The organism is Nocardiopsis sp. EMB25 (assembly GCF_026797795.1).
Lineage (GTDB): Bacteria > Actinomycetota > Actinomycetes > Streptosporangiales > Streptosporangiaceae > Nocardiopsis > Nocardiopsis lucentensis.
Map to the genome: position 1 here is coordinate 1,476,080 of NZ_JAMTDN010000001.1, position 17,278 is coordinate 1,493,357.

General features: G+C 73.0%; 15 protein-coding genes and 1 pseudogene. 11 read left to right on the forward strand and 5 right to left on the reverse strand.

Translation table 11 applies throughout. The features are described from left to right. Positions 1-40 precede the first annotated feature (40 nt). The 4 genes from KIK06_RS06395 (at position 41) to KIK06_RS06410 (ending at position 4,775) form a co-directional block, all read left to right on the forward strand. Positions 41-1,657 carry a serine/threonine-protein kinase gene (locus tag KIK06_RS06395; protein ID WP_268642359.1) on the forward strand — a complete coding sequence of 539 codons (1,617 nt, stop codon included), beginning with the start codon at positions 41-43 and terminating at the stop codon, positions 1,655-1,657. 65 nt (positions 1,658-1,722) lie between these two features. Further along, positions 1,723-2,610, forward strand: coding sequence for a putative RNA methyltransferase (locus KIK06_RS06400; protein ID WP_268642361.1), 888 nt, complete (start codon positions 1,723-1,725; stop codon positions 2,608-2,610). Positions 2,611-2,669: 59 nt separating this feature from the next. Next, a complete protein-coding gene (gene treZ, locus KIK06_RS06405) occupies positions 2,670-4,442 on the forward strand; it encodes a malto-oligosyltrehalose trehalohydrolase (RefSeq protein WP_268642362.1) in 1,773 nt (590 codons plus the stop codon). 144 nt (positions 4,443-4,586) lie between these two features. Further along, the gene (locus KIK06_RS06410; RefSeq protein ID WP_442789744.1) at positions 4,587-4,775 is read left to right on the forward strand and encodes a hypothetical protein; all 189 of its coding nucleotides are present in this window, start codon (positions 4,587-4,589) and stop codon (positions 4,773-4,775) included. Positions 4,776-4,912: 137 nt separating this feature from the next. Here KIK06_RS06410 and KIK06_RS06415 read toward each other — a convergent pair whose 3' ends face one another. Beyond that, the gene (locus tag KIK06_RS06415; protein WP_268642364.1) at positions 4,913-6,073 is read right to left on the reverse strand and encodes an RNA-guided endonuclease InsQ/TnpB family protein; all 1,161 of its coding nucleotides are present in this window, start codon (positions 6,071-6,073) and stop codon (positions 4,913-4,915) included. A gap of 95 nt (positions 6,074-6,168) precedes the next feature. Between KIK06_RS06415 and KIK06_RS06420 the strand changes: the two are divergent. Then, a pseudogene (locus tag KIK06_RS06420) lies at positions 6,169-6,438 on the forward strand (alpha/beta fold hydrolase); the annotation flags it as partial. A 4-nt stretch (positions 6,439-6,442) separates the two neighbouring features. Here the strand turns inward: KIK06_RS06420 and erm are convergent. Further along, positions 6,443-7,246, reverse strand: a complete 804-nt coding sequence (erm, locus tag KIK06_RS06425; protein WP_268642366.1) for an ErmE/ErmH/ErmO/ErmR family 23S rRNA (adenine(2058)-N(6))-methyltransferase — start codon at positions 7,244-7,246, stop codon at positions 6,443-6,445. Positions 7,247-7,732: 486 nt separating this feature from the next. On the opposite strand from erm, the gene KIK06_RS06430 reads away from it, so the two are divergent. Then, the gene (locus KIK06_RS06430) at positions 7,733-8,434 is read left to right on the forward strand and encodes a class I SAM-dependent DNA methyltransferase (protein WP_268642367.1); all 702 of its coding nucleotides are present in this window, start codon (positions 7,733-7,735) and stop codon (positions 8,432-8,434) included. Positions 8,435-8,458: 24 nt separating this feature from the next. Beyond that, positions 8,459-8,836, forward strand: a complete 378-nt coding sequence (locus KIK06_RS06435) for a hypothetical protein (protein ID WP_268642369.1) — start codon at positions 8,459-8,461, stop codon at positions 8,834-8,836. A gap of 6 nt (positions 8,837-8,842) precedes the next feature. Here KIK06_RS06435 and KIK06_RS06440 read toward each other — a convergent pair whose 3' ends face one another. The 3 genes from KIK06_RS06440 to KIK06_RS06450 form a co-directional block, all read right to left on the reverse strand. After that, positions 8,843-9,031 (reverse strand): hypothetical protein, encoded by a 189-nt coding sequence (locus KIK06_RS06440; RefSeq protein WP_268642371.1) that lies wholly within the window; start codon positions 9,029-9,031, stop codon positions 8,843-8,845. 93 nt (positions 9,032-9,124) lie between these two features. Beyond that, on the reverse strand, positions 9,125-9,931 hold the full coding sequence (locus tag KIK06_RS06445; RefSeq protein ID WP_268642372.1) for a phosphotransferase enzyme family protein: 807 nt from the start codon (positions 9,929-9,931) through the stop codon (positions 9,125-9,127). 219 nt (positions 9,932-10,150) lie between these two features. Next, the gene (locus tag KIK06_RS06450) at positions 10,151-10,525 is read right to left on the reverse strand and encodes a CBS domain-containing protein (RefSeq protein ID WP_017597758.1); all 375 of its coding nucleotides are present in this window, start codon (positions 10,523-10,525) and stop codon (positions 10,151-10,153) included. Positions 10,526-10,688: 163 nt separating this feature from the next. Between KIK06_RS06450 and KIK06_RS06455 the strand changes: the two genes are divergently transcribed. From KIK06_RS06455 to KIK06_RS06470, 4 genes are all read left to right on the forward strand, one after another. After that, positions 10,689-11,624, forward strand: a complete 936-nt coding sequence (locus KIK06_RS06455) for a ribose-phosphate diphosphokinase (protein WP_268642373.1) — start codon at positions 10,689-10,691, stop codon at positions 11,622-11,624. Positions 11,625-12,503: 879 nt separating this feature from the next. Beyond that, positions 12,504-15,167, forward strand: coding sequence for a class III lanthionine synthetase LanKC (lanKC, locus tag KIK06_RS06460; RefSeq protein ID WP_268642374.1), 2,664 nt, complete (start codon positions 12,504-12,506; stop codon positions 15,165-15,167). Between the two features lie 27 nt (positions 15,168-15,194). After that, positions 15,195-15,320, forward strand: a complete 126-nt coding sequence (locus tag KIK06_RS06465) for a SapB/AmfS family lanthipeptide (RefSeq protein ID WP_017597754.1) — start codon at positions 15,195-15,197, stop codon at positions 15,318-15,320. 152 nt (positions 15,321-15,472) lie between these two features. Continuing rightward, positions 15,473-17,230 carry an ABC transporter ATP-binding protein gene (locus tag KIK06_RS06470; RefSeq protein WP_268642375.1) on the forward strand — a complete coding sequence of 586 codons (1,758 nt, stop codon included), beginning with the start codon at positions 15,473-15,475 and terminating at the stop codon, positions 17,228-17,230. Positions 17,231-17,278 lie beyond the last annotated feature (48 nt).

Genomic DNA, 17,278 nt, shown 5'->3' on the forward strand with positions numbered 1-17,278 from the left:
TCCGGGCCTTCGTTCCCCTCCCCGCACAGAGGAGTCCCCCTTGACCGCATCCCGTGCCCTGCTGCGTGAGCGCTACGAGCTGCTGGCCGAGGTCGGCCGCGGGGGGATGGGGCGGGTATGGCGGGCGCGCGACACCGAACTCAACCGGACCGTCGCGATCAAGGAGATCCTGCTGGGGCCGGGACTGGACGAGGCCGACCGCGCCCGGACGGCGGCCCGCGCGCGCCGGGAGGCGCAGGCCATCGCGATGGGACAGCACCCGAACATCGTCACCGTGCACGACATCCTGGAGGAGGACGGACGTCCCTGGATCGTGATGGAGTTCCTCACCGGTGAGTCACTGCACCGACTGGTGGGACGGGAGGGACCGGCACCGGCCCGCCGGGTGGCCGCCTGGGGTCTGGACCTGCTCGACGCGCTGGGGGCCGCGCACGCCCAGGGCATCACGCACCGCGACGTCAAACCCGAGAACGTCATGGTCACCGGCACCGGGCGGGTGGTGCTGACCGACTTCGGCATCGCCGCGATCTCCGACACCGCCGTCGTCACGCAGACCGCCGGTGTCATGGGCTCGCCCGCCTACCTGGCCCCCGAACGCCTGGCCTCGGCCCCGGCCAGCCCCGCCAGCGACCTGTGGTCCCTGGGCGCCACCCTGTACCAGGCGGCCACGGGCGTCTCGCCGTTCCGCCGTGACGGTATCCCCGCGACCCTGCACGCCGTCAGCACCGCCGAACCGCCCCGGGTGCTGCCCGGATCGCTCGGCGCGGCCGTCCAGGGCCTGTTGGTCAAGGACCCGGCACGGCGGATGGACGCCGCCGCCTGCCGCCGCCTGCTGGAGGCCGCCGCCAGGGAGGACACGACGGTGGCGGCGACCGCCCCGGCGCCCGTTCCGGGCGCGTTCACCGCCGGAACGGTTCCCGTGCCCGCCGGGGACACCCTCCCGCGCTCCGCCGCCCCTCCCGCTCGGGAGCGGCGCCTGTCCTGGCCCGTGGTGGTGCTCACCCTGGGACTGGCCGCCCTGGTGGTCGTGGCCGCGGCCGTGGTCTTCGTCCCCCAGGGAGACGACGGGGCCGGGATCGTCCAGGCGGGGCAGGCCGACCAGGCGTCCTCATCCGCCGAGGGGACGTCCACCGCCGCTGAGGAGACGTCCGGCGCCGGGTCCCCCGAGGAGGTCGACGGCACCGCTGGCGAGGCCGCCGCCGACGACCCCGCCGCCCCGGGGATGACCTGGACCCGCGATCCTGAGGGGTTCGCCGTCCTGGTGCCCGACGGCTGGATCCGGCGGACCGACGGCGCCAGTGTCTTCTACGACTCGCCCGCCAACGACGCCTACCTCCAGATCGACCAGACCCCCCACCCCACCGACGACGAATACGCGCACGTGCTGGAGCAGGAGCGGGCCTCCGCCGAGGGGAACCGGCTCACCGGCTACGAGCGGATCCGGGTGGCCGACGTCACCTCCCGGACCTCCTTCCACTCAGCGGCCGAATGGGAGTTCACCTGGAACGACGCCGGGACCGCGCGGCACATCCTGACGCGCAACATCGCCGCCGCGCCGGGAGAGCACTACACGCTGGCCTGGGCCTCGAACGAGGGCGTGTGGGCTCAGGACGCCGAGTGGCGCGCCCAGGCGTTCGACTCCTTCCAGCCGACCTGACCCCGTCCCCGGTCGGGGCCCACCGGTCCCGCCGCGGGCGGACGACTCGGTAGGCTGAAACGATCATGGCGCCCACCGACACCCCACACCGCACCGGTCCCAGGCTGCGCATGCCCGACGCCGTCGCCGCGGCCCTGGCCTGCCCCACCTGCGGCACCGGCCTGGAGACCGGACAGCGCGGCCTGGAGTGCGCCGCCGGGCACAGCTTCAACGTCGCCCGCGAGGGCTACGCCAGCCTCCTGAGCGGCGCCACCCCGCCCGGCACCGGGGACAGCAAGGAGATGGTCGCCGACCGGCTCCGCTTCCAGCGCGCCGGACACTACGACCCCGTGGGCGCGGCCCTGGCCCAGACCCTCCGCCGCGAGCTCGGCGGCCGTACCGCGCCCCTGGTCGCCGACGTCGGCGGCGGCACCGGCCACTACCTCACCCAGGTCCTGACCGACCTGCCCGACGCCGTGGGACTGACCCTCGACGTGTCCAAGTTCGCCGCCCGCCACGCCGCGCGCGCCCACCCGCGCGCAGGCGCCGTCACAGCCGACGCCTGGCGCGGACTGCCACTGCGCGCCGACAGCGTCGACGCCCTGCTCAACGTGTTCGCGCCGCGCTCGGCCGCCGAGTTCCACCGGGTCCTGCGCCCCGACGGCGTCCTGGTCGTCGTCACGCCCGCCGTCGACCACCTCGCCGAGCTGCGTTCCCCTCTGGGCCTGCTCGATGTCGACCCCCGCAAGGACGAACGCCTGGCCGAGGGGCTGCACGGACACTTCACACCCACCGGGGAGCGGGAACTGCGCTTCACCATGGACCTGACCCACGACGACGCGGCCACCGTCGTCGGCATGGGCCCCAGCGCCCGCCACATCGGCCCCGGCGAGCTGCGCGCCCGTGTCGACGGCCTGCCCGAGCCGACGCCCGTCACGGCCTCGGTGCGCCTCCACGTCTACCGGACGCGCTGACCGACGGAGGAACCGCCGGTCAAGGGTGAGGACCATCGGTGCGGGGTAGGCCACCCCGCGTGAGCGAACGGGACACCAACACCGCCGCCGGCCTCGGCGTCCACGGGGACTTCGCCGTCTGGGCGCCCCACGCCGACCGCGTCCGCCTGCGCGCCGACGACACCGACCACCTCATGCGCCGCGACACCGACGGATGGTGGTACGCCCACGTCGACGGCGCCGGCCCCGGCACCGACTACGGCTACCTGCTCGACGACGCCCCCGAGGTCCTGCCCGACCCGCGCTCACGGTGGCAGCCCGAGGGCGTCCACGCCCGCAGCCGCGTCTACGACCACGCCGCCTTCCCCTGGACGGACACCGCCTGGACCGGTCGTCCCCTGCCCGGTTCGGTGATCTACGAACTCCATACGGGCACCTTTACCCCCCAGGGCACCCTCACCGCCGCCGTCGACCGCCTCGACCACCTCGTCGACCTCGGCGTGACCCACGTCGAACTCCTCCCGGTCAACGCCTTCGACGGCACGCACGGCTGGGGCTACGACGGCGTGCTGTGGTCGGCCGTCCACCACCCCTACGGAGGCCCCGACGCCCTCAAGACCCTCGTGGACGCCTGCCACACGCGCGGCCTCGCCGTCGTCCTGGACGTCGTGCACAACCACCTCGGCCCCTCCGGTGCCTACCTGCCCCGGTTCGGCCCCTACTTCGGCGGCGAGACCGACTGGGGCCCCTCCCTCAACCTCGACGGACCCGACTCCGACCCGGTCCGCCGCCTGGTCGTCGACAACTGCCTCGACTGGCTGCGCCACTTCCACCTCGACGGGCTGCGCCTGGACGCCGTCCACGCCCTGCGCGACGACCGGGCCACCCACCTGCTGGCCGAACTGTCCGCCGCGGTCGACGCGCTCGCCGTCGCCCTGGGCCGTCCCCTGTCCCTGATCGCCGAGTCCGACCGCAACGACCCGCGCACCGTCCTGCCCCGAGAGGCGGGCGGCCTGGGGATGACCGCCCAGTGGTCCGACGACCTTCACCACGCCCTGCACACGGCCCTGTCCGGGGAGACCCACGGCTACTACGCCGACTTCGCCGGTCCCGACGTGCTTCCCACGGTCCTGAGCCGCGTGTTCTGGCACGCGGGCACCTACTCCTCCTTCCGGCGCCGCACGCACGGGGCGCCGGTCGACACCGCGCGTGTGCCCGGCAGCCGGTTCCTCGCCTACCTGAGCACCCACGACCAGATCGGCAACCGGGCGCGCGGCGACCGCATGGGGGAGTACGTGTCTCCGGACCTGCTGTGCTGCGGGGCCGCGCTCGTCCTGTGTTCGCCCTACACCCCGATGCTGTTCATGGGTGAGGAGTGGGGGGCCACCACCCCCTGGCCGTTCTTCGCCTCCTTCGCCGACCCCGAGCTGGCCGAGGCCGTCCGCAGGGGCAGGCGCCGCGAGTTCGCCGACCTTGGCTGGGCGCACGAGGAGATCCCCGACCCGATGGCCCCCGCCACCCGCGACGCGGCCGTTCTGGACTGGGACCAGCGCGATCGGGACCCTCACAGCGGGGTCCTGGACACCCACCGCTCGCTCATCGCCCTGCGCCGAGCCGAACCCGACCTGGCCGACCCCCGCCTGGACCGGTTCGCCGTGCGCTCCAGCGCCGACGGCCGCCAGCTGGTCCTGGTCCGCGGCGGCCTGCGCCTGGTGTGCAACCTCGACGGCGCCGACGCCGCCGTCGAGGTGGACGCGCCGCCGCGCGAGGTCGTTCTCGCCACGGGAGAACCGCGAACCTCCGGGAGCGCGGTGACCCTGTCAGGGGAGTCCTTCGCGATCGTGCGGGTCTGACCCGGGCCGCCCGTCCAGCACACCGCCCGGCGCCGCGACCACGGGCCGCCGAGTGCGCCGACCGTCGTCCCCCACGAGTACGCTCCGGTCAACCGATGACCTGAGGGGACGACACCGTCCCGTGCGAGACGAAGGGCGACAGCCGTGACCGACACCACCTGGGACCTCGACGAACGGTTCGACGCACCCAACGGAACGGTCCACTGGACCCGCCTGGGCGAGGGCGACCCCGTCGTTCTCCTGCACGGCACCCCGTTCTCCTCGTACGTGTGGCGGCACGTGGTCCGCGCCCTCGCGCCCGCCCCTAAGGCAGCGACTTCTTCCGCCTGTTGACTTCCTCCTCGCCCCGAAGGGACCGGGATTCCGACCGTCCCTCACGGGAGGGTGGCGCGACGCGCCTCACGGCGCGAGCTGGTTCCTGCTTCACCGACTTCTTCGAGAGGTCTCCGCAGGCTGACACGGCACTGGGCTCAGGGCCCTGTTGTCCTGCCGCGATCAAGAACGTTCGTGGCCGCGTGCACGTCGGCGTGCTCGGTGTGTCCGCAGGAGGTACACGCGAAGACCGCTTGACTCTCGCGGGACTTCGCGTCCACCTCCCCGCACCGGTTGCACCCCTGCGACGTGAACGCGGGGTTGACACGGACCAGGGATGATCCGTTCACTTTGGCCTTGTACTCACACCGTCGAGCGAGGTCCCCCCACCCCTTGGCCAGGATCGCCCGGTTCAACCCACGTTTTTGGGCGACGTTCGTGCCCGGTCGTTCAACGGTGCCCCTGGCCGAGCGGGTCATGTCGACGACCCTCAACTCCTCCAGCACCACCATCCCGTGACGGCGGGTCAGGTGGTGGGCGAGTTTGGCGTTGAAGTCCGCCCGCCGGTTCGCGCGCCGGGCATGGATGCGGGCGATCGCGGCCTTGGCGCGCCGCCAGTTCGCCGACCCCTTCACCCGCCGGGCCCTAGCCCGTTGAAGCCGTACCAGGCGCTCTTCCTCCTTGAGGGTGGTGAACGCCCGGTCGTGCAACCGCCCGTCGGAGGTGGCGGCCGCCACGACCACGCCCCGGTCCACGCCGACGTCGGGTCTGCCGTTGGGTTGGGCTTCACCACGGCCGTCCTCGACACAGAAGGTGACGTGCCAGGCCCCCGACCGGTAGGACACGGTGACGTTCCTGACCTGACCGCCCAGACCACGAGGGCGGCGGAACCGGACCCACCCGAGTTTGGGGAGCTTGACCCGCCCCCACCGGCGGTTGACCTTCTCCACGGTGATCTGTTTCGGGTCGGGGAACCGGAACGAAGGGTGCCACCGACCCTTGGACCGCCACCGGACCGCGTTGGTGCCGTGCGTGCGGCAGGCCGTGTCCAGGTCTTTGAGTGTCTGCTGGAGGACGTGCGAGGGTGCGGCCGCCAGCCAGTCGGCCTCAGCGCGCACCCCGGACAGTTGGCGGGCCTGGGCCGTGAACCCGGGGTAGGGGTGGGTCCAGGCTTTACCAAGCCGCTTCCACCACCGGTTCGCCTCCCGGCGCTGTTCCAGGGCGGCGTTCCACACCCACCGGCACGCGTCACCGAACCCCTGGGCCTGAACCTCCTGCTCCGGAGTCAGGTACGCGACATACCTGCGGCCGACCAGCATCGAACACCTCCTCTCGAACCAGCACAGACCCTAGCGGACGGGTACGACAGGCGGGGTGGTTTCTGGCATACGCGGGTGGTTGGCCGGACTGACCCGGCGCCGACGGCCAGCCCGCCTTCTACCGGCAGATCGCCCAGGCCGACGAGCGCCACACCGCCGAGGTCGAGGACGCCTACGCCGACCTCGACCTCCCGGTGCTCGTCGTGTGGGGCCGCGAGGACACCTGGCTGCCGATCGACCGCGGTGAGCGGTTGGCCGCCGCCATCCCCGGGGCCCGGCTGCACCCCCTGGAGGGCGCCGGGCACCTGGTCCAGGAGGACGCCCCGGCCGAACTGACCGCCGCCCTCCTGGACTTCCTGGCCTGACGTTCTACCGGTCCAAGGCCAGGTGGAGCGCCACCCACCGGTCGGGCGCCACCAGACCGACCGGTGTACCCGAGGCGACCCCGGCCGCGCGCAACGCCGCGTCCACCCGCGGGGAGGGGTGCGCCCGGCGCAGCGACGCACCCAGAGAGCCCCCCACGCCCTCGAAGCCCAGTTCGACCAGGCGGCGGTAGGAGCCCATCCGGTCGGGTGCGATGAGCGGTTCGGTCCTGCGCCTGAGCACCAGCAGCCCGGCGTCCACCCGGGGGACCGGCCGGAAGCGGTTCCGGCTGATCCGACCGGCCAGTGACCACGACCACTCCGGCCAGGTCAGCACGGTCAACCGGCTCCACCGGCCGTAGGCTCCGGTGCGCTTGCGCGCGTACTCCAACTGCGTCACCAGCGTGGCCGAGGCCAGCCCCCGTGCGTTCAGGCACCAGCGGACGATGTCGGAGGTGCGGGCGTAGGGGATGTTGCCGACCACGTGGAACGGTTCGCGCGGCGGTCGGGCGCGCGTGAAGTCCGCGCACACCACCCGCACACCCCGGTCTGGGACGCCGCGGTAGCGGGCGGTCAGCCGGTCGGCCAGGCGGCGGTCGAGCTCGTAGGCGACCACCCGCCGCGCGGCCGGGGCCAGGAAGCGGGTGATGGCGCCCTCTCCGGGGCCCACCTCCACCACCAGGTCGTGCGAGGTCACCCCGGAGACCCGGACCACGTGCCGGGCGGCGCCGGGGTCGGCGAGGAAGTTCTGGGACAGGCGTCGGCGGCGGTCGCCCGCGGTGCCGTGACGGGGACGTGTCGTACGTGCCATGGAAGGGTCCGATCCAGCCACGCGAGTGGCGGACGAGGACGGGCGGCACGGACCGGCGCGGTGGAGCGCGCACGGCGGAGGAAGGGTGGTCCGGGCGGCCCGTCCGTGGTGGTTCGGGGACGGGACTGGACCTGGACCGGTACACGCGCATGACGGGGAGCCCGCCGCCCGGCCGCGGCGGCGCGGACGCGTGAGCACGTCGGCGGCGCGGCGGGGACGGCGGGGCTCTCACCCTCGGACGGAGCCGCTCCGAACACGCGGGTTCGGAGCGGCTCCCGGACGTCGTCTAGCGGTCCAGGGACCCGGACCGGGGGCGGACGACGAGAACGTGGGCGCTCGCGGACCAGGACGGGACCTGGTTCACGATCGCGTGGAAGTTGGCCATGCGCACACCCTAGAAGGGGCGTGCCCCCGGGATCAAAGGGTTTTCCACAGCCGTGAAAATGCGATGGCGCCCCCGCACGTGGCCACGGGATACTCGCTCCCATGCCGAACTTCGCGGACTTCGACACCCGCCACTACCGCACGGTCGACGTGGCCACCGGCTACGACGGCTGGTCGAGCACCTACGAGAACTCGGTCCTGGACGCCATGGACCTCGCGCTCCTGGACGGGCTGACCCACCCCGACTGGTCGGGGGTGGAGCGCGCCGCCGACCTGGGCTGCGGAACCGGGCGCACCGGAGCGTGGCTGCGCGGGAGGGGCGTGCCGCACGTGGACGGCGTCGACCTCAGCGAGGGGATGCTGGGTCTGGCCCGCGAGCGCGGCGCGCACACCACCCTCGTCCGGGGGGACGTGCGCACCACCGGGCTGCCCGGTGGCGGCTACGACCTGGTGATCTCCTCGCTCATCGACGAGCACCTGCCCGACCTGTCCCCCTACTACGCCGAGGCTTGGCGGCTCACCGCACCTGGCGGGTCTCTCGTCCTGGTCGCCTACCATCCGCAGTTCATCATGGTCTCGGGGATGCCCACGCACTTCACCGACGCCTCCGGTGAGGACGTGGCGATCAGTACCCACCTGCACCTGCTCAGCGACCACGCACGGGCGGCCATCGCCGCCGGGTGGACCCTCGCCGAGCTGGCCGAGGCCACGGTGGACGACACCTGGGTGGCGGCCAAGCCCAAGTGGAAGCGCTTCTACGGCCATCCGATCTCGATGGCCCTGGTCTGGACCAAGCCCGCCTGATCCGGAGTTGAGAAGGAGGACACCGTGCCCCGTCGCAGGTCACCGCAGGAGAAGAAGCTGCTCACCTACACCAGGGACCGCCGTAACGAGTACGGCGAGAACGACAAGAGCTCACGCGGGAACATCGCCAGGTCCAAACGACTGGTGACCAGGGCCAACCGCCGCCGCGCGTCCGTGGCCCTGGCGGATGCGCGCGGCGCCGCGGACACGGAGGCGGGCGCGGCGGCCCAGGAGCGTTTCGAGCGGCGACGGCCCAAACGGTGGGCCAAGTACCCGGACGAACCGCTCGGGGACTCGATCGAGCTCACCCTGCGGTACCGGGTCGAGGCCGAGGAGGGGCGGGGAGCCAACGTCGAACGGTTGCGGCGCCTGCGGGAACGGTTGCGCCGACCGGACCGGTGACGGACGTCAGTCGTCGCGGACGTGCTCGGTCTCCACGGACTCGAAGAACGGGTCCACCTGGCGTAGGCGCTCCTGGATCACGTGCGCCAGGTACGGGCCCAGTTCCTCGTCGTCCGCCAGCCCGTGCTCCGCTCGGAACCTCTCCTCCTGCTCGGGTTCCATCGTGATCTGGAGGCCTACTCTGCACAGCCGCATAGGGCCAGGGTAGGACGGACCGGCCCTGGTGGCGGCCGCACACACCGACGGACCCGTCTCGTGCGCCCGACGAACCGCCCCGGGGCGGAACGGTCACGCGTCCGGAACGGAGCGGGAGGGCGTGGTGAGCGCGGCCAGCCACACGTGGCGATGGCGCTTGACGTAGTCGGCCGCCGGCCCCCAGTGGTCGGCGTGCCCCTCGGCGTGCAGCCGCGCCCACGGCTGGCGGCCGGTGCGCGCGCCCTCCACCAGTAGGCCGTGCATGCCGCGCACCTCGTGCAGGACCGCGTCGGGCAGCTCCCGGCGCTGGGCGTCGTCGCACCCGTATCCGTCCGCCAGCGCCCGCAGCCTGACGGCGTCGCGTTCGGGGGAACCGCCCGGGTGCAGCGGCACGAACCCGTGGGCGGCATAGCCCAAGTCTCCCATGCGGGTGCCGGGCCCGGCGTTGTCCCAGTCGATGAACGTCCACGCGGCCGAGTCGGTGTCCCGGACGAGGTTCCACGGTCCCAGGTCGTGGTGGCACACGATCTCCCCGCGTCGGGGCGCCACCGCCACGTCCCACTCCAGGGCGGGGAAGGAGGGAAGGTCGGCGGTGAGGTCGTGCAGTCGGCGGATCAGGGCGCCCAGGCGGCGCAGTTCGGCCACCGTCATCGGCGGCAGGCGGTCGGCCGTGGTCCCGGGCACGTACTCCAGGCACTGGCGGCCCCGACCGTCGCGGCCCAGCCACGCGGGGGCGGCCTCATACCCACGCTCGCGCAGGTGGGTCAGGAGCGCGCCGACGGCGGGGGAGGCGCGGGTCCACGGCTTGCGCACCGTGCGCCCCACACGCACCACCTCGTCGGAGACGTTGCCGCCGTGCAGGGCCTCCTCGTCGTCCATGCCGCCCTGGGTGTCGTCCATGCCGACCAGTGTCGTCCGGTCAGGCGAGCACCGCACCCGGTTTTCTCCGCGTCCGGTGACGGTGCCCGTCCGGACCAGGCGGTGTGCGCGACGGGGTTCGGCGGGTCCCGCGCAGGGGAAACACCTCCCCTCTGCCATCGGCCGTTCGAGGAGAGGTCCACCCATCCCTGACGGTCCGGGTGGGGACGGGGAGGCCGTACTCCGCCGTCTTCCCGGAGTCTAGGACGCCCACGTCTCCAGGGTGAGCAGGTCCCGCATCGACACCATGCCGACCACGCGCCCCTTGTCGACCACCGGAAGGTGGCGGATGCCCGCCTCCAGCATCCGGCGCGCCACCTCACGCGAGTCCTCGTCCAGGCCGGCCGTCTCGATCTCCGTCGAGGCGTGGTCGGCCGCGCTCTCGGCGGCCGGGGCGAACGCCGTGACCAGAGCCCTCACCAGGTCGCGTTCGGTGATGATCCCGATGACCCGGTCACCGTCGAACACGGCCAGGGAGCCGACGTTCTCCTCCACCATTCGCTGTGCCGCGTCGACCAACCGGTCACCCACCTGGCAGCCGAGGATGGTCGGACGGTAGACGTTGCTGATGAGCATGTGTCCTCCCGGCACGCGTTCCCCACGTTCCCGCTCGTGTCCAGCCTCCTCGACGTGGGAACACCCCGGGTAGAGACCTCGGTTCACCGTTCGGGGGACCTTCGGTCCTTTGTCGCGAACCCGTCCGGTGCCGGCCCTTCCCAGAACCGTGAGGAGGCGGGCGATGTCCACTCGGATCGTGTCCGGGACGGCGCACCGCACCCTCGCCGAGGCCGTCGCGTCCGCCCTGGACACCGAGCTGGCGGCCTGCGGGGTGGAGCGGTTCCCCGACGGTGAGCTGCGCCCGGTGGTGGAGCGCGTGCGGGGCGACGACGTCTACGTGGTCCAGCCCACCGGCCCCCCGGTGGGTGAGCACCTGGTTGAGCTGCTGCTCCTGTTGGACGCGTGCCGCCGGGGCGGAGCGCGGACGAGCACCGCGGTCGTCCCCTACTTCGGCTATGCCCGGCAGGACCGCCGCGGCCGGGCGGGCGAGGCGGTGGGCTCCAGGGTGGTGGCCGACACCCTGGCGTCGGCGGGGGCGGACCGGCTGGTCGTGGTCGATCCGCACACCGTCGCGTTGGAGGCCATGTGCGCCATGCCGGTGGAGATGCTGACGTCCGTGCCGGTCCTGGCCGACGCACTCGCGGAGGAGACACCCGACACCGCCGTGGTGGTGGCGCCCGACCTCGGCGCGGTCAAACTCGCCGAGCACCACGCCGGGCGGCTGGGGCTGCCGGTCGCCGTGGTGCGTAAGAGGCGGCTGAGCGGTGAGACCGTCCAGGCCGGTGAGGTGGCCGGGGAGGTCGTCGATCGGCCCGCGGTCGTCGTGGACGACATGATCAGCACCGGCGGGACGATCGAGGCGGCCGTGGACGTCCTCCTCGCCCACGGGGCGCTGGCCGACGTCACCGTGGCCGCGACCCACGGGCTGTTGGTGGGCACCGCCCACGACCGGCTCGAACGGCTGCCGATCCGCCGCCTGTTCGTCACCGACACCCTCCCCGGGTGCCGGGAGCGGGTGCCGCGCGTGCGGGTCTGCTCCGTCGCGCCGCTGCTCGCCGACGCCATCGGACGCCTGCGCGACGACGAACCCCTGGACGCCCTGATGGTCCGCGGGTGAGTCGGGGCGCGGACACGGGTTCGGGGGCACCGGCGGTGGTCAGGCGCGGTCGCGGCGGACGCCGCAGCGCGAGCATCGGCGCGGGGGTGCGCGACGAAGCGCCGGGGAGGGCGAAGCCGTGGTAATTCGCGGTATTCCAACGTGTTCCGTCGCGGTGGCGAACGCGTCCCCTCCCCGAGGCGGTGGAGGGGGAGTTCCCTCGCCCCCCACGGTTCCCTCCCCGAGTTCCGGTGAAGCGTGACTTTGGTCCCGACGCGGACGATTTTCTTGGCATTCGGCTGGAAGAACCGAAAATTCGAATGATCGACAGGTCTGGGGATGGTGTGGACGGGGTTCTTCCGTCGGCCGGTCCTCGGGCGCGGGTATCCCGCCCAGATCCGTCATCCGAGTGGCGTCCTCCAGGGCGCGTGCTCGGGGTTCTCCGAGTCAGCGGTTCGTTTCCGGTGCCCCTCCGAGGGGCCTCCCCGTGGCTCCCGGGGGCTGTGGTCCGCGCTGACTTCCCTGTTCACAGCTTTTTACAGTGTTCCCAAACTTCCCAAGCATGCATGTAATCGACAAAAAGTCTGTATCAGAAAAAGTTCATATAAAGGACTTCTGGCTGTTGTGGGATGCCGTTGTGCGTTGCGTCGTCGGATGTTGGACTCCTTCGTCCGGGGGCGCCGACAGTGCTCCGTGTGGAGGCGCAATTACCGTGAATCCGCTGGGCGGGAGCAGTGAATGCGCGCGGGGCGCAGGAGGTGCGCCCGCTTGCCTCCTCCGTAAGTTAATCGTGAGTAATCATTCGCCCGAAAAAAGTGCATGTAAAGGTATGGACTCAGAGATAACCCCTATGTCACTATCTGGAATGTCGCTGACCGAGACAGGCGTGAGGGAGTCCGTGTGATCAAGGGGTACGGTGTGTTCTGCGACGCCGACCGCCACTTCTACGACACGCCCCACCGCCTGTGGTCGGGCTCCGGCGCCTCCGGGGCGGTCGGCGAACGCGACCGGGCCTTCGAGGCGGCCGAGCGGCCGGCGCCCGAAGGATGGCAGAGCCACCGCGTGGGCGACTGGCTGGCGCTGCGCCCCGTCGAGCACCGACTCCCGGACCAGGGGTGGAAGATCCACGTCTCCGCCTGCCTGGACAACGCGGACTCGGTGCTGGCCCGGGTCTGGGACTTCTGCGTGGCGCGGGGGATCGCCTTCAAGTTCGTCCCCACCCGCTACCTGCTGCACAACCGGAACGCCAAGTACGCCGACCGCGGAAGCAGCGGGAAGTTCGTCACGGTCTACCCGGCCGACGACGGCGAGTGCGCCTCGATCGCGGCCGGTCTGGACACGCTCGTGGGCGGTGAACCCGGCCCCTACATCCTCAGCGACCTGCGCTGGAACGCGGGCCCGGTGTATCTGCGCTACGGGAGTTTCACCAGGCGGCACTGCTACGACGAGCACGGCGAGCCGGTGCCCGCCCTGGAGGACGCCGACGGCGTGCTCGTGCCCGACCGGCGCGGACCGGTCTTCCAGACACCGGAGTGGGTGTCCGTCCCCGACTTCCTGCGCCCGCACCTGGAGGCGCGCGCCGCCGTCGACGTCACCGGACTGCCGTACGACATCGAGCGGGCCCTGCACTTCTCCAACGGCGGCGGGGTCTACGCCGGGCGGGACCGGCGCACCGGTGAGACCGTCGTACTCAAGGAGGCCCGCCCGCACGCCGGTCTGGCCTCCGACGGCGCCGACGCGGTGCGCCGCCTGGAACGGGAGCGCACGGCCCTGGAACGGCTCTCCGGCCTGGCCTGCACCCCCGAGGTCAAGGACGCCTTCACCCTGGGCGACCACCACTTCCTGGTGATGGAGTACGTCCACGGCAGGCCGTTGAACTCCTTCTTCGCGCACCGGCACCCGATGGTCGAGGCCGACCCGCCCCCGGAGGGACTGCGGGAGTACGCCCGGTGGGCGATGCGTCTGCACGGCCTGGTGGAGGAGGCCGTCGAAGCGGTGCACGGGCGCGGCATCGTCTTCAACGACCTGCACCTGTTCAACATCATGGTCGCCGAGGACGAGTCCTCGGTGACGCTGCTGGACTTCGAGGCCGCACGCGACGCCGACGAGGACGGCCGTCAGACGGTCGCCAACCCGGGGTTCGTCGCCCCGCGCGGTCACCGGGGCTTCGACGTGGACCGGTACGCCCTGGCCTGCCTGCGCCTCGCCCTCTTCCTCCCCCTGACCAACCTGCTCGCCGTGGACCGGGACAAGGCCCGGCACCTGGCCGAGGAGGCCGCGCGCGTCTTCCCCGAAGCCCGGGAGTTCCTGGAGCTCGGGGTGGCGGAGATCCTGCGCGATCCGAACGGCGGACGCCCCGCGGAGGCGGCCCCCGCGGGGGCGGGCGCGTCGGCCGCCGGCGAGCACGACCCCTACCCGCCGGTCGAGCCGGGGGAGTGGCCGCGCAGCCGGGACTCGATGGTCGCCGCCGTCCTCGCCTCGGCCACCCCCGACCGGGACGACCGCTACTTCCCCGGCGACATCGCCCAGTTCTCCGCGCCGGGCGGCGGCCTCTCCTTCGGCTATGGTGCGGCCGGGGTGCTCTACGCCCTCACCGAGAGCGGCGCCGCGCGGTGCCCCGACGCCGAGGAATGGCTGCTGCGGCACAGCAAGGAACCTGCGTCAGGCACCCCGCTGGGCTTCTACGACGGTCTCTCGGGCCTGGCCTGGACCCTGAACCGCCTCGGTCACCGGGAGCCCGCCCTGGCGCTGGCCGAGCTGCTCCTGGCGCAGCCGTGGGAGGGGATCGGCCCCGGGCTGCACGGTGGGACCGCCGGACTCGGGCTGGCCCTGGACTCCCTGGCCGCCGACACGGGGGAGACGGACCTGCGCTCGGGGGCGCTGCGCTGCGCGGAGCTGGCCGCGTACGGCTTCCTGGAGGCCCCGCCCGAGCGGCGCCGCGCCGGACTGCTGTACGGGGGCGCGGGCGTGGCCCTGCTCTGCACGCGGCTGTACGAGCGCACCGGTGACGGCGCCCTGCTCGACCTGGCCCGACGGGCGCTCCAGGCCGACCTGGACCGCTGTGTCACCAGTGCCTTCGGCACCCTCCAGGTGGACGAGGGGTGGCGGACGATGCCCTATCTCGGCGCGGGCAGCGTCGGCGTCGGGATCGTGCTGGACGACTACCTGGAGCACCGCCCGGACGAGGCGTTCGAGCGGGCCCGACCCGAGATCGTCCGGGCCGCGCGGGCGGGTTTCTACGCCCAGTCCGGCCTCTTCCGCGGGCTGGCGGGCATGGTCCTGTACCTGAGCCGGACGACCGCCCCCGGGGTCGGGTCCGCGGACGTTCGCCGCCAGATCGACGCCCTGTCCCGGTACGCCATGCGCTACCGGGGCCACCTGGCCTTCCCCGGCGAGCAGTTGATGCGGCTCTCCAACGACCTTTCCACGGGCACCGCGGGCTGTCTCCTCGCGCTCGCCTCGGCGCAGCGCGAACAGCCCGCTCAGCTGCCCTTCCTTCCTCCGCTGCGGCGGACCCAGAACCGGCCACTGCCATGGTCCGGAACAAATGAAGAGAAGAAGTAGAGAGATTCCAAGGAAAGGATATCAGCCATGACCCTCCTCGACCTGCAGTCCCTGGAGACCGTGAAGGACGAGGTGCACGGCGAGGTCGCCGGCACCAGCACCGCCAGCCTCACGCTGTGCGGCGACAGCAGCCTGAGCCTCACCACCTGCTAGAGGTCCGCCGCGGATGAGCGCGGCGTGACCTGGCCGTGGGGCCGGGTTCCCGGCCCCACGGTGTCGGGTCCGACGAACGGACCCCCTGACGGCCCGGCCGCGCCGACCGGCGCGGCCGGGCTCCCCCACGAGCCGCGCAGGAAGGCCACCGGATGGTGTTCACCCGCCCGCGTGCCGGTACGACGGACAACGACGTCGCACGGTCCGCGGACGCCCTTCTCACCCGGGTGACCCGGGCGAGCGCCGGACGCACGGTGGCGATCCTGTTGTGCGCCGCAGCGGCGGCGGCCGCCTCCCTCGCACTGCCCGCCGTGCTCGGACGCACCCTCGACCTGCTCCTGGACGGCCATCCCGACGCCGGACGCGCGCTTTTGGCGGCCGTGGCCCTGACCGTCGCCGAGGTCACGTTGGACGCGACCGTCGCCCTGCTGGCGGGGACGGTCGGCGCGCGGTCCACCGCCTGGCTTCGGCTGCGGGCGGTCCGGCGGCTGGTGGCCGCGGCGCCCCACGACGTGAACCGTTTCTCCCCCGGCGACGCGGCCACCCGACTCTCCGTCCAGGCCACGGAGGCCGGGGCCGCCCCCGCCGGGGCGGCTCAGACGGTCGCGGCGGTCCTGGCCCCCATCGGAGCCCTGGTCGCTCTGTTCCTGATCGACCCGTGGACGGGGACGGCCTTCGTCCTGGGGCTTCCCCTCCTGGTCCTGCTGCTGCGGTCCTTCGCCCGCCACTCCTCCGACAGCGTCTCCCGGTACCAGCGGGTGCAGTCCGCGATCGCGACACGGTTGACGGACGCCCTGGGCGGCGCGCGGGCCATCGCCGCGGCCGGGACGGTGGACGCCGAGCGCTCCCGCGTACTGCGCCCCCTGGGCGAGCTCGGTGTCGAGGGTCGACGCATGTGGTCGGTGCACGGTTCCGCGACAGCACGCAGCGGAGTGCTCTTGCCCCTGCTCATCACGGCCGTGCTGGCGGTCGGCGGACTCGGACTGGCGGACGGGCGGATCAGCGTCGGCGACCTGTTGGCGGTGTCCCGGTACGCCGCGCTCGCGGCTGGACTGGGGTCGGTCACGGGTCCGCTCGGTGCTCTGGTCCGGGGACGGGCGGCGGCCCGACGCGTGAACGAACTCCTGGCGGTTCCCCCGCTGACCCACGGACGAGAGGACCTGCCCCCGGGAGGGCCCGGAACACTGGAGCTGCGCGGGGTCGGAGTGCGCCGCGACGGAGCGTGGGTGCTGCGCGGGGTCGACCTGTGCGTGCCCGGCGGTGGGACGGTGGCCGTCGTGGGCCGGTCGGGCTCCGGCAAGTCGACACTGGGCGCCGTCGCCGGACGGCTCACCGACCCCGACGAGGGCGAGGTCCGCCTGGACGGTGTGCCGCTCGACGCCGTGGCGGCCGACGTGCTGCGCCGCGAGGTGGGGTACGCGTTCGAACGGCCGTCGCTCCGGGGCGCCACCGTCGAGGACGCGATCGCCGCCGGAGCCGAGACCGTCTCCGGAGACCGGGTACGGGCGGCGGCCCGGGCGGCCGGAGCCGACGGCTTCGTCCGGGCGCTCCCCCGGGGATACCACACACCCCTGGACGAGGCACCGCTCTCCGGCGGGGAGCTGCAACGGCTGGGACTGGCGCGGGCGTTCGCCCACGCGGGCCGGCTGATGATCCTGGACGACGCCACCTCCAGTCTCGACACGGCGACCGAACGGCAGGTGGACCGGGCGCTGGCGCGTGAGGTCCGTCCCGGCACGCGGGTCGTCATCGCGCACCGGCTCTCCACCGCGGCGCGCGCTGACCTGGTGGTGTGGCTGGACGGCGGTCGTGTCCGGGCCGTCCGCGGGCACGCCGAGCTGTGGCGGGACCCCGACTACCGCGCGGTCTTCGGGCACGCGGACGTCTCCGGAGCCAGGGGGGAGCGGTGAGGCCCGGGGCGGCGGTGGACACGGCCGGGGCGGTCGGATCGTCCGCTC

Excerpts from the sequence above, each read along its gene's own strand:
- KIK06_RS06400 (WP_268642361.1), top strand. The coding sequence starts at position 1,723 with ATGGCGCCCACCGACACCCCACACCGCACCGGTCCCAGGCTGCGCATG.
- KIK06_RS06415 (WP_268642364.1), bottom strand. The coding sequence starts at position 6,073 with ATGCTGGTCGGCCGCAGGTATGTCGCGTACCTGACTCCGGAGCAGGAG.
- erm (WP_268642366.1), bottom strand. The coding sequence starts at position 7,246 with ATGGCACGTACGACACGTCCCCGTCACGGCACCGCGGGCGACCGCCGC.
- KIK06_RS06430 (WP_268642367.1), top strand. The coding sequence starts at position 7,733 with ATGCCGAACTTCGCGGACTTCGACACCCGCCACTACCGCACGGTCGAC.
- KIK06_RS06440 (WP_268642371.1), bottom strand. The coding sequence starts at position 9,031 with ATGCGGCTGTGCAGAGTAGGCCTCCAGATCACGATGGAACCCGAGCAG.
- KIK06_RS06445 (WP_268642372.1), bottom strand. The coding sequence starts at position 9,931 with ATGGACGACACCCAGGGCGGCATGGACGACGAGGAGGCCCTGCACGGC.
- KIK06_RS06450 (WP_017597758.1), bottom strand. The coding sequence starts at position 10,525 with ATGCTCATCAGCAACGTCTACCGTCCGACCATCCTCGGCTGCCAGGTG.
- KIK06_RS06455 (WP_268642373.1), top strand. The coding sequence starts at position 10,689 with ATGTCCACTCGGATCGTGTCCGGGACGGCGCACCGCACCCTCGCCGAG.
- KIK06_RS06465 (WP_017597754.1), top strand. The coding sequence starts at position 15,195 with ATGACCCTCCTCGACCTGCAGTCCCTGGAGACCGTGAAGGACGAGGTG.
- KIK06_RS06470 (WP_268642375.1), top strand. The coding sequence starts at position 15,473 with ATGGTGTTCACCCGCCCGCGTGCCGGTACGACGGACAACGACGTCGCA.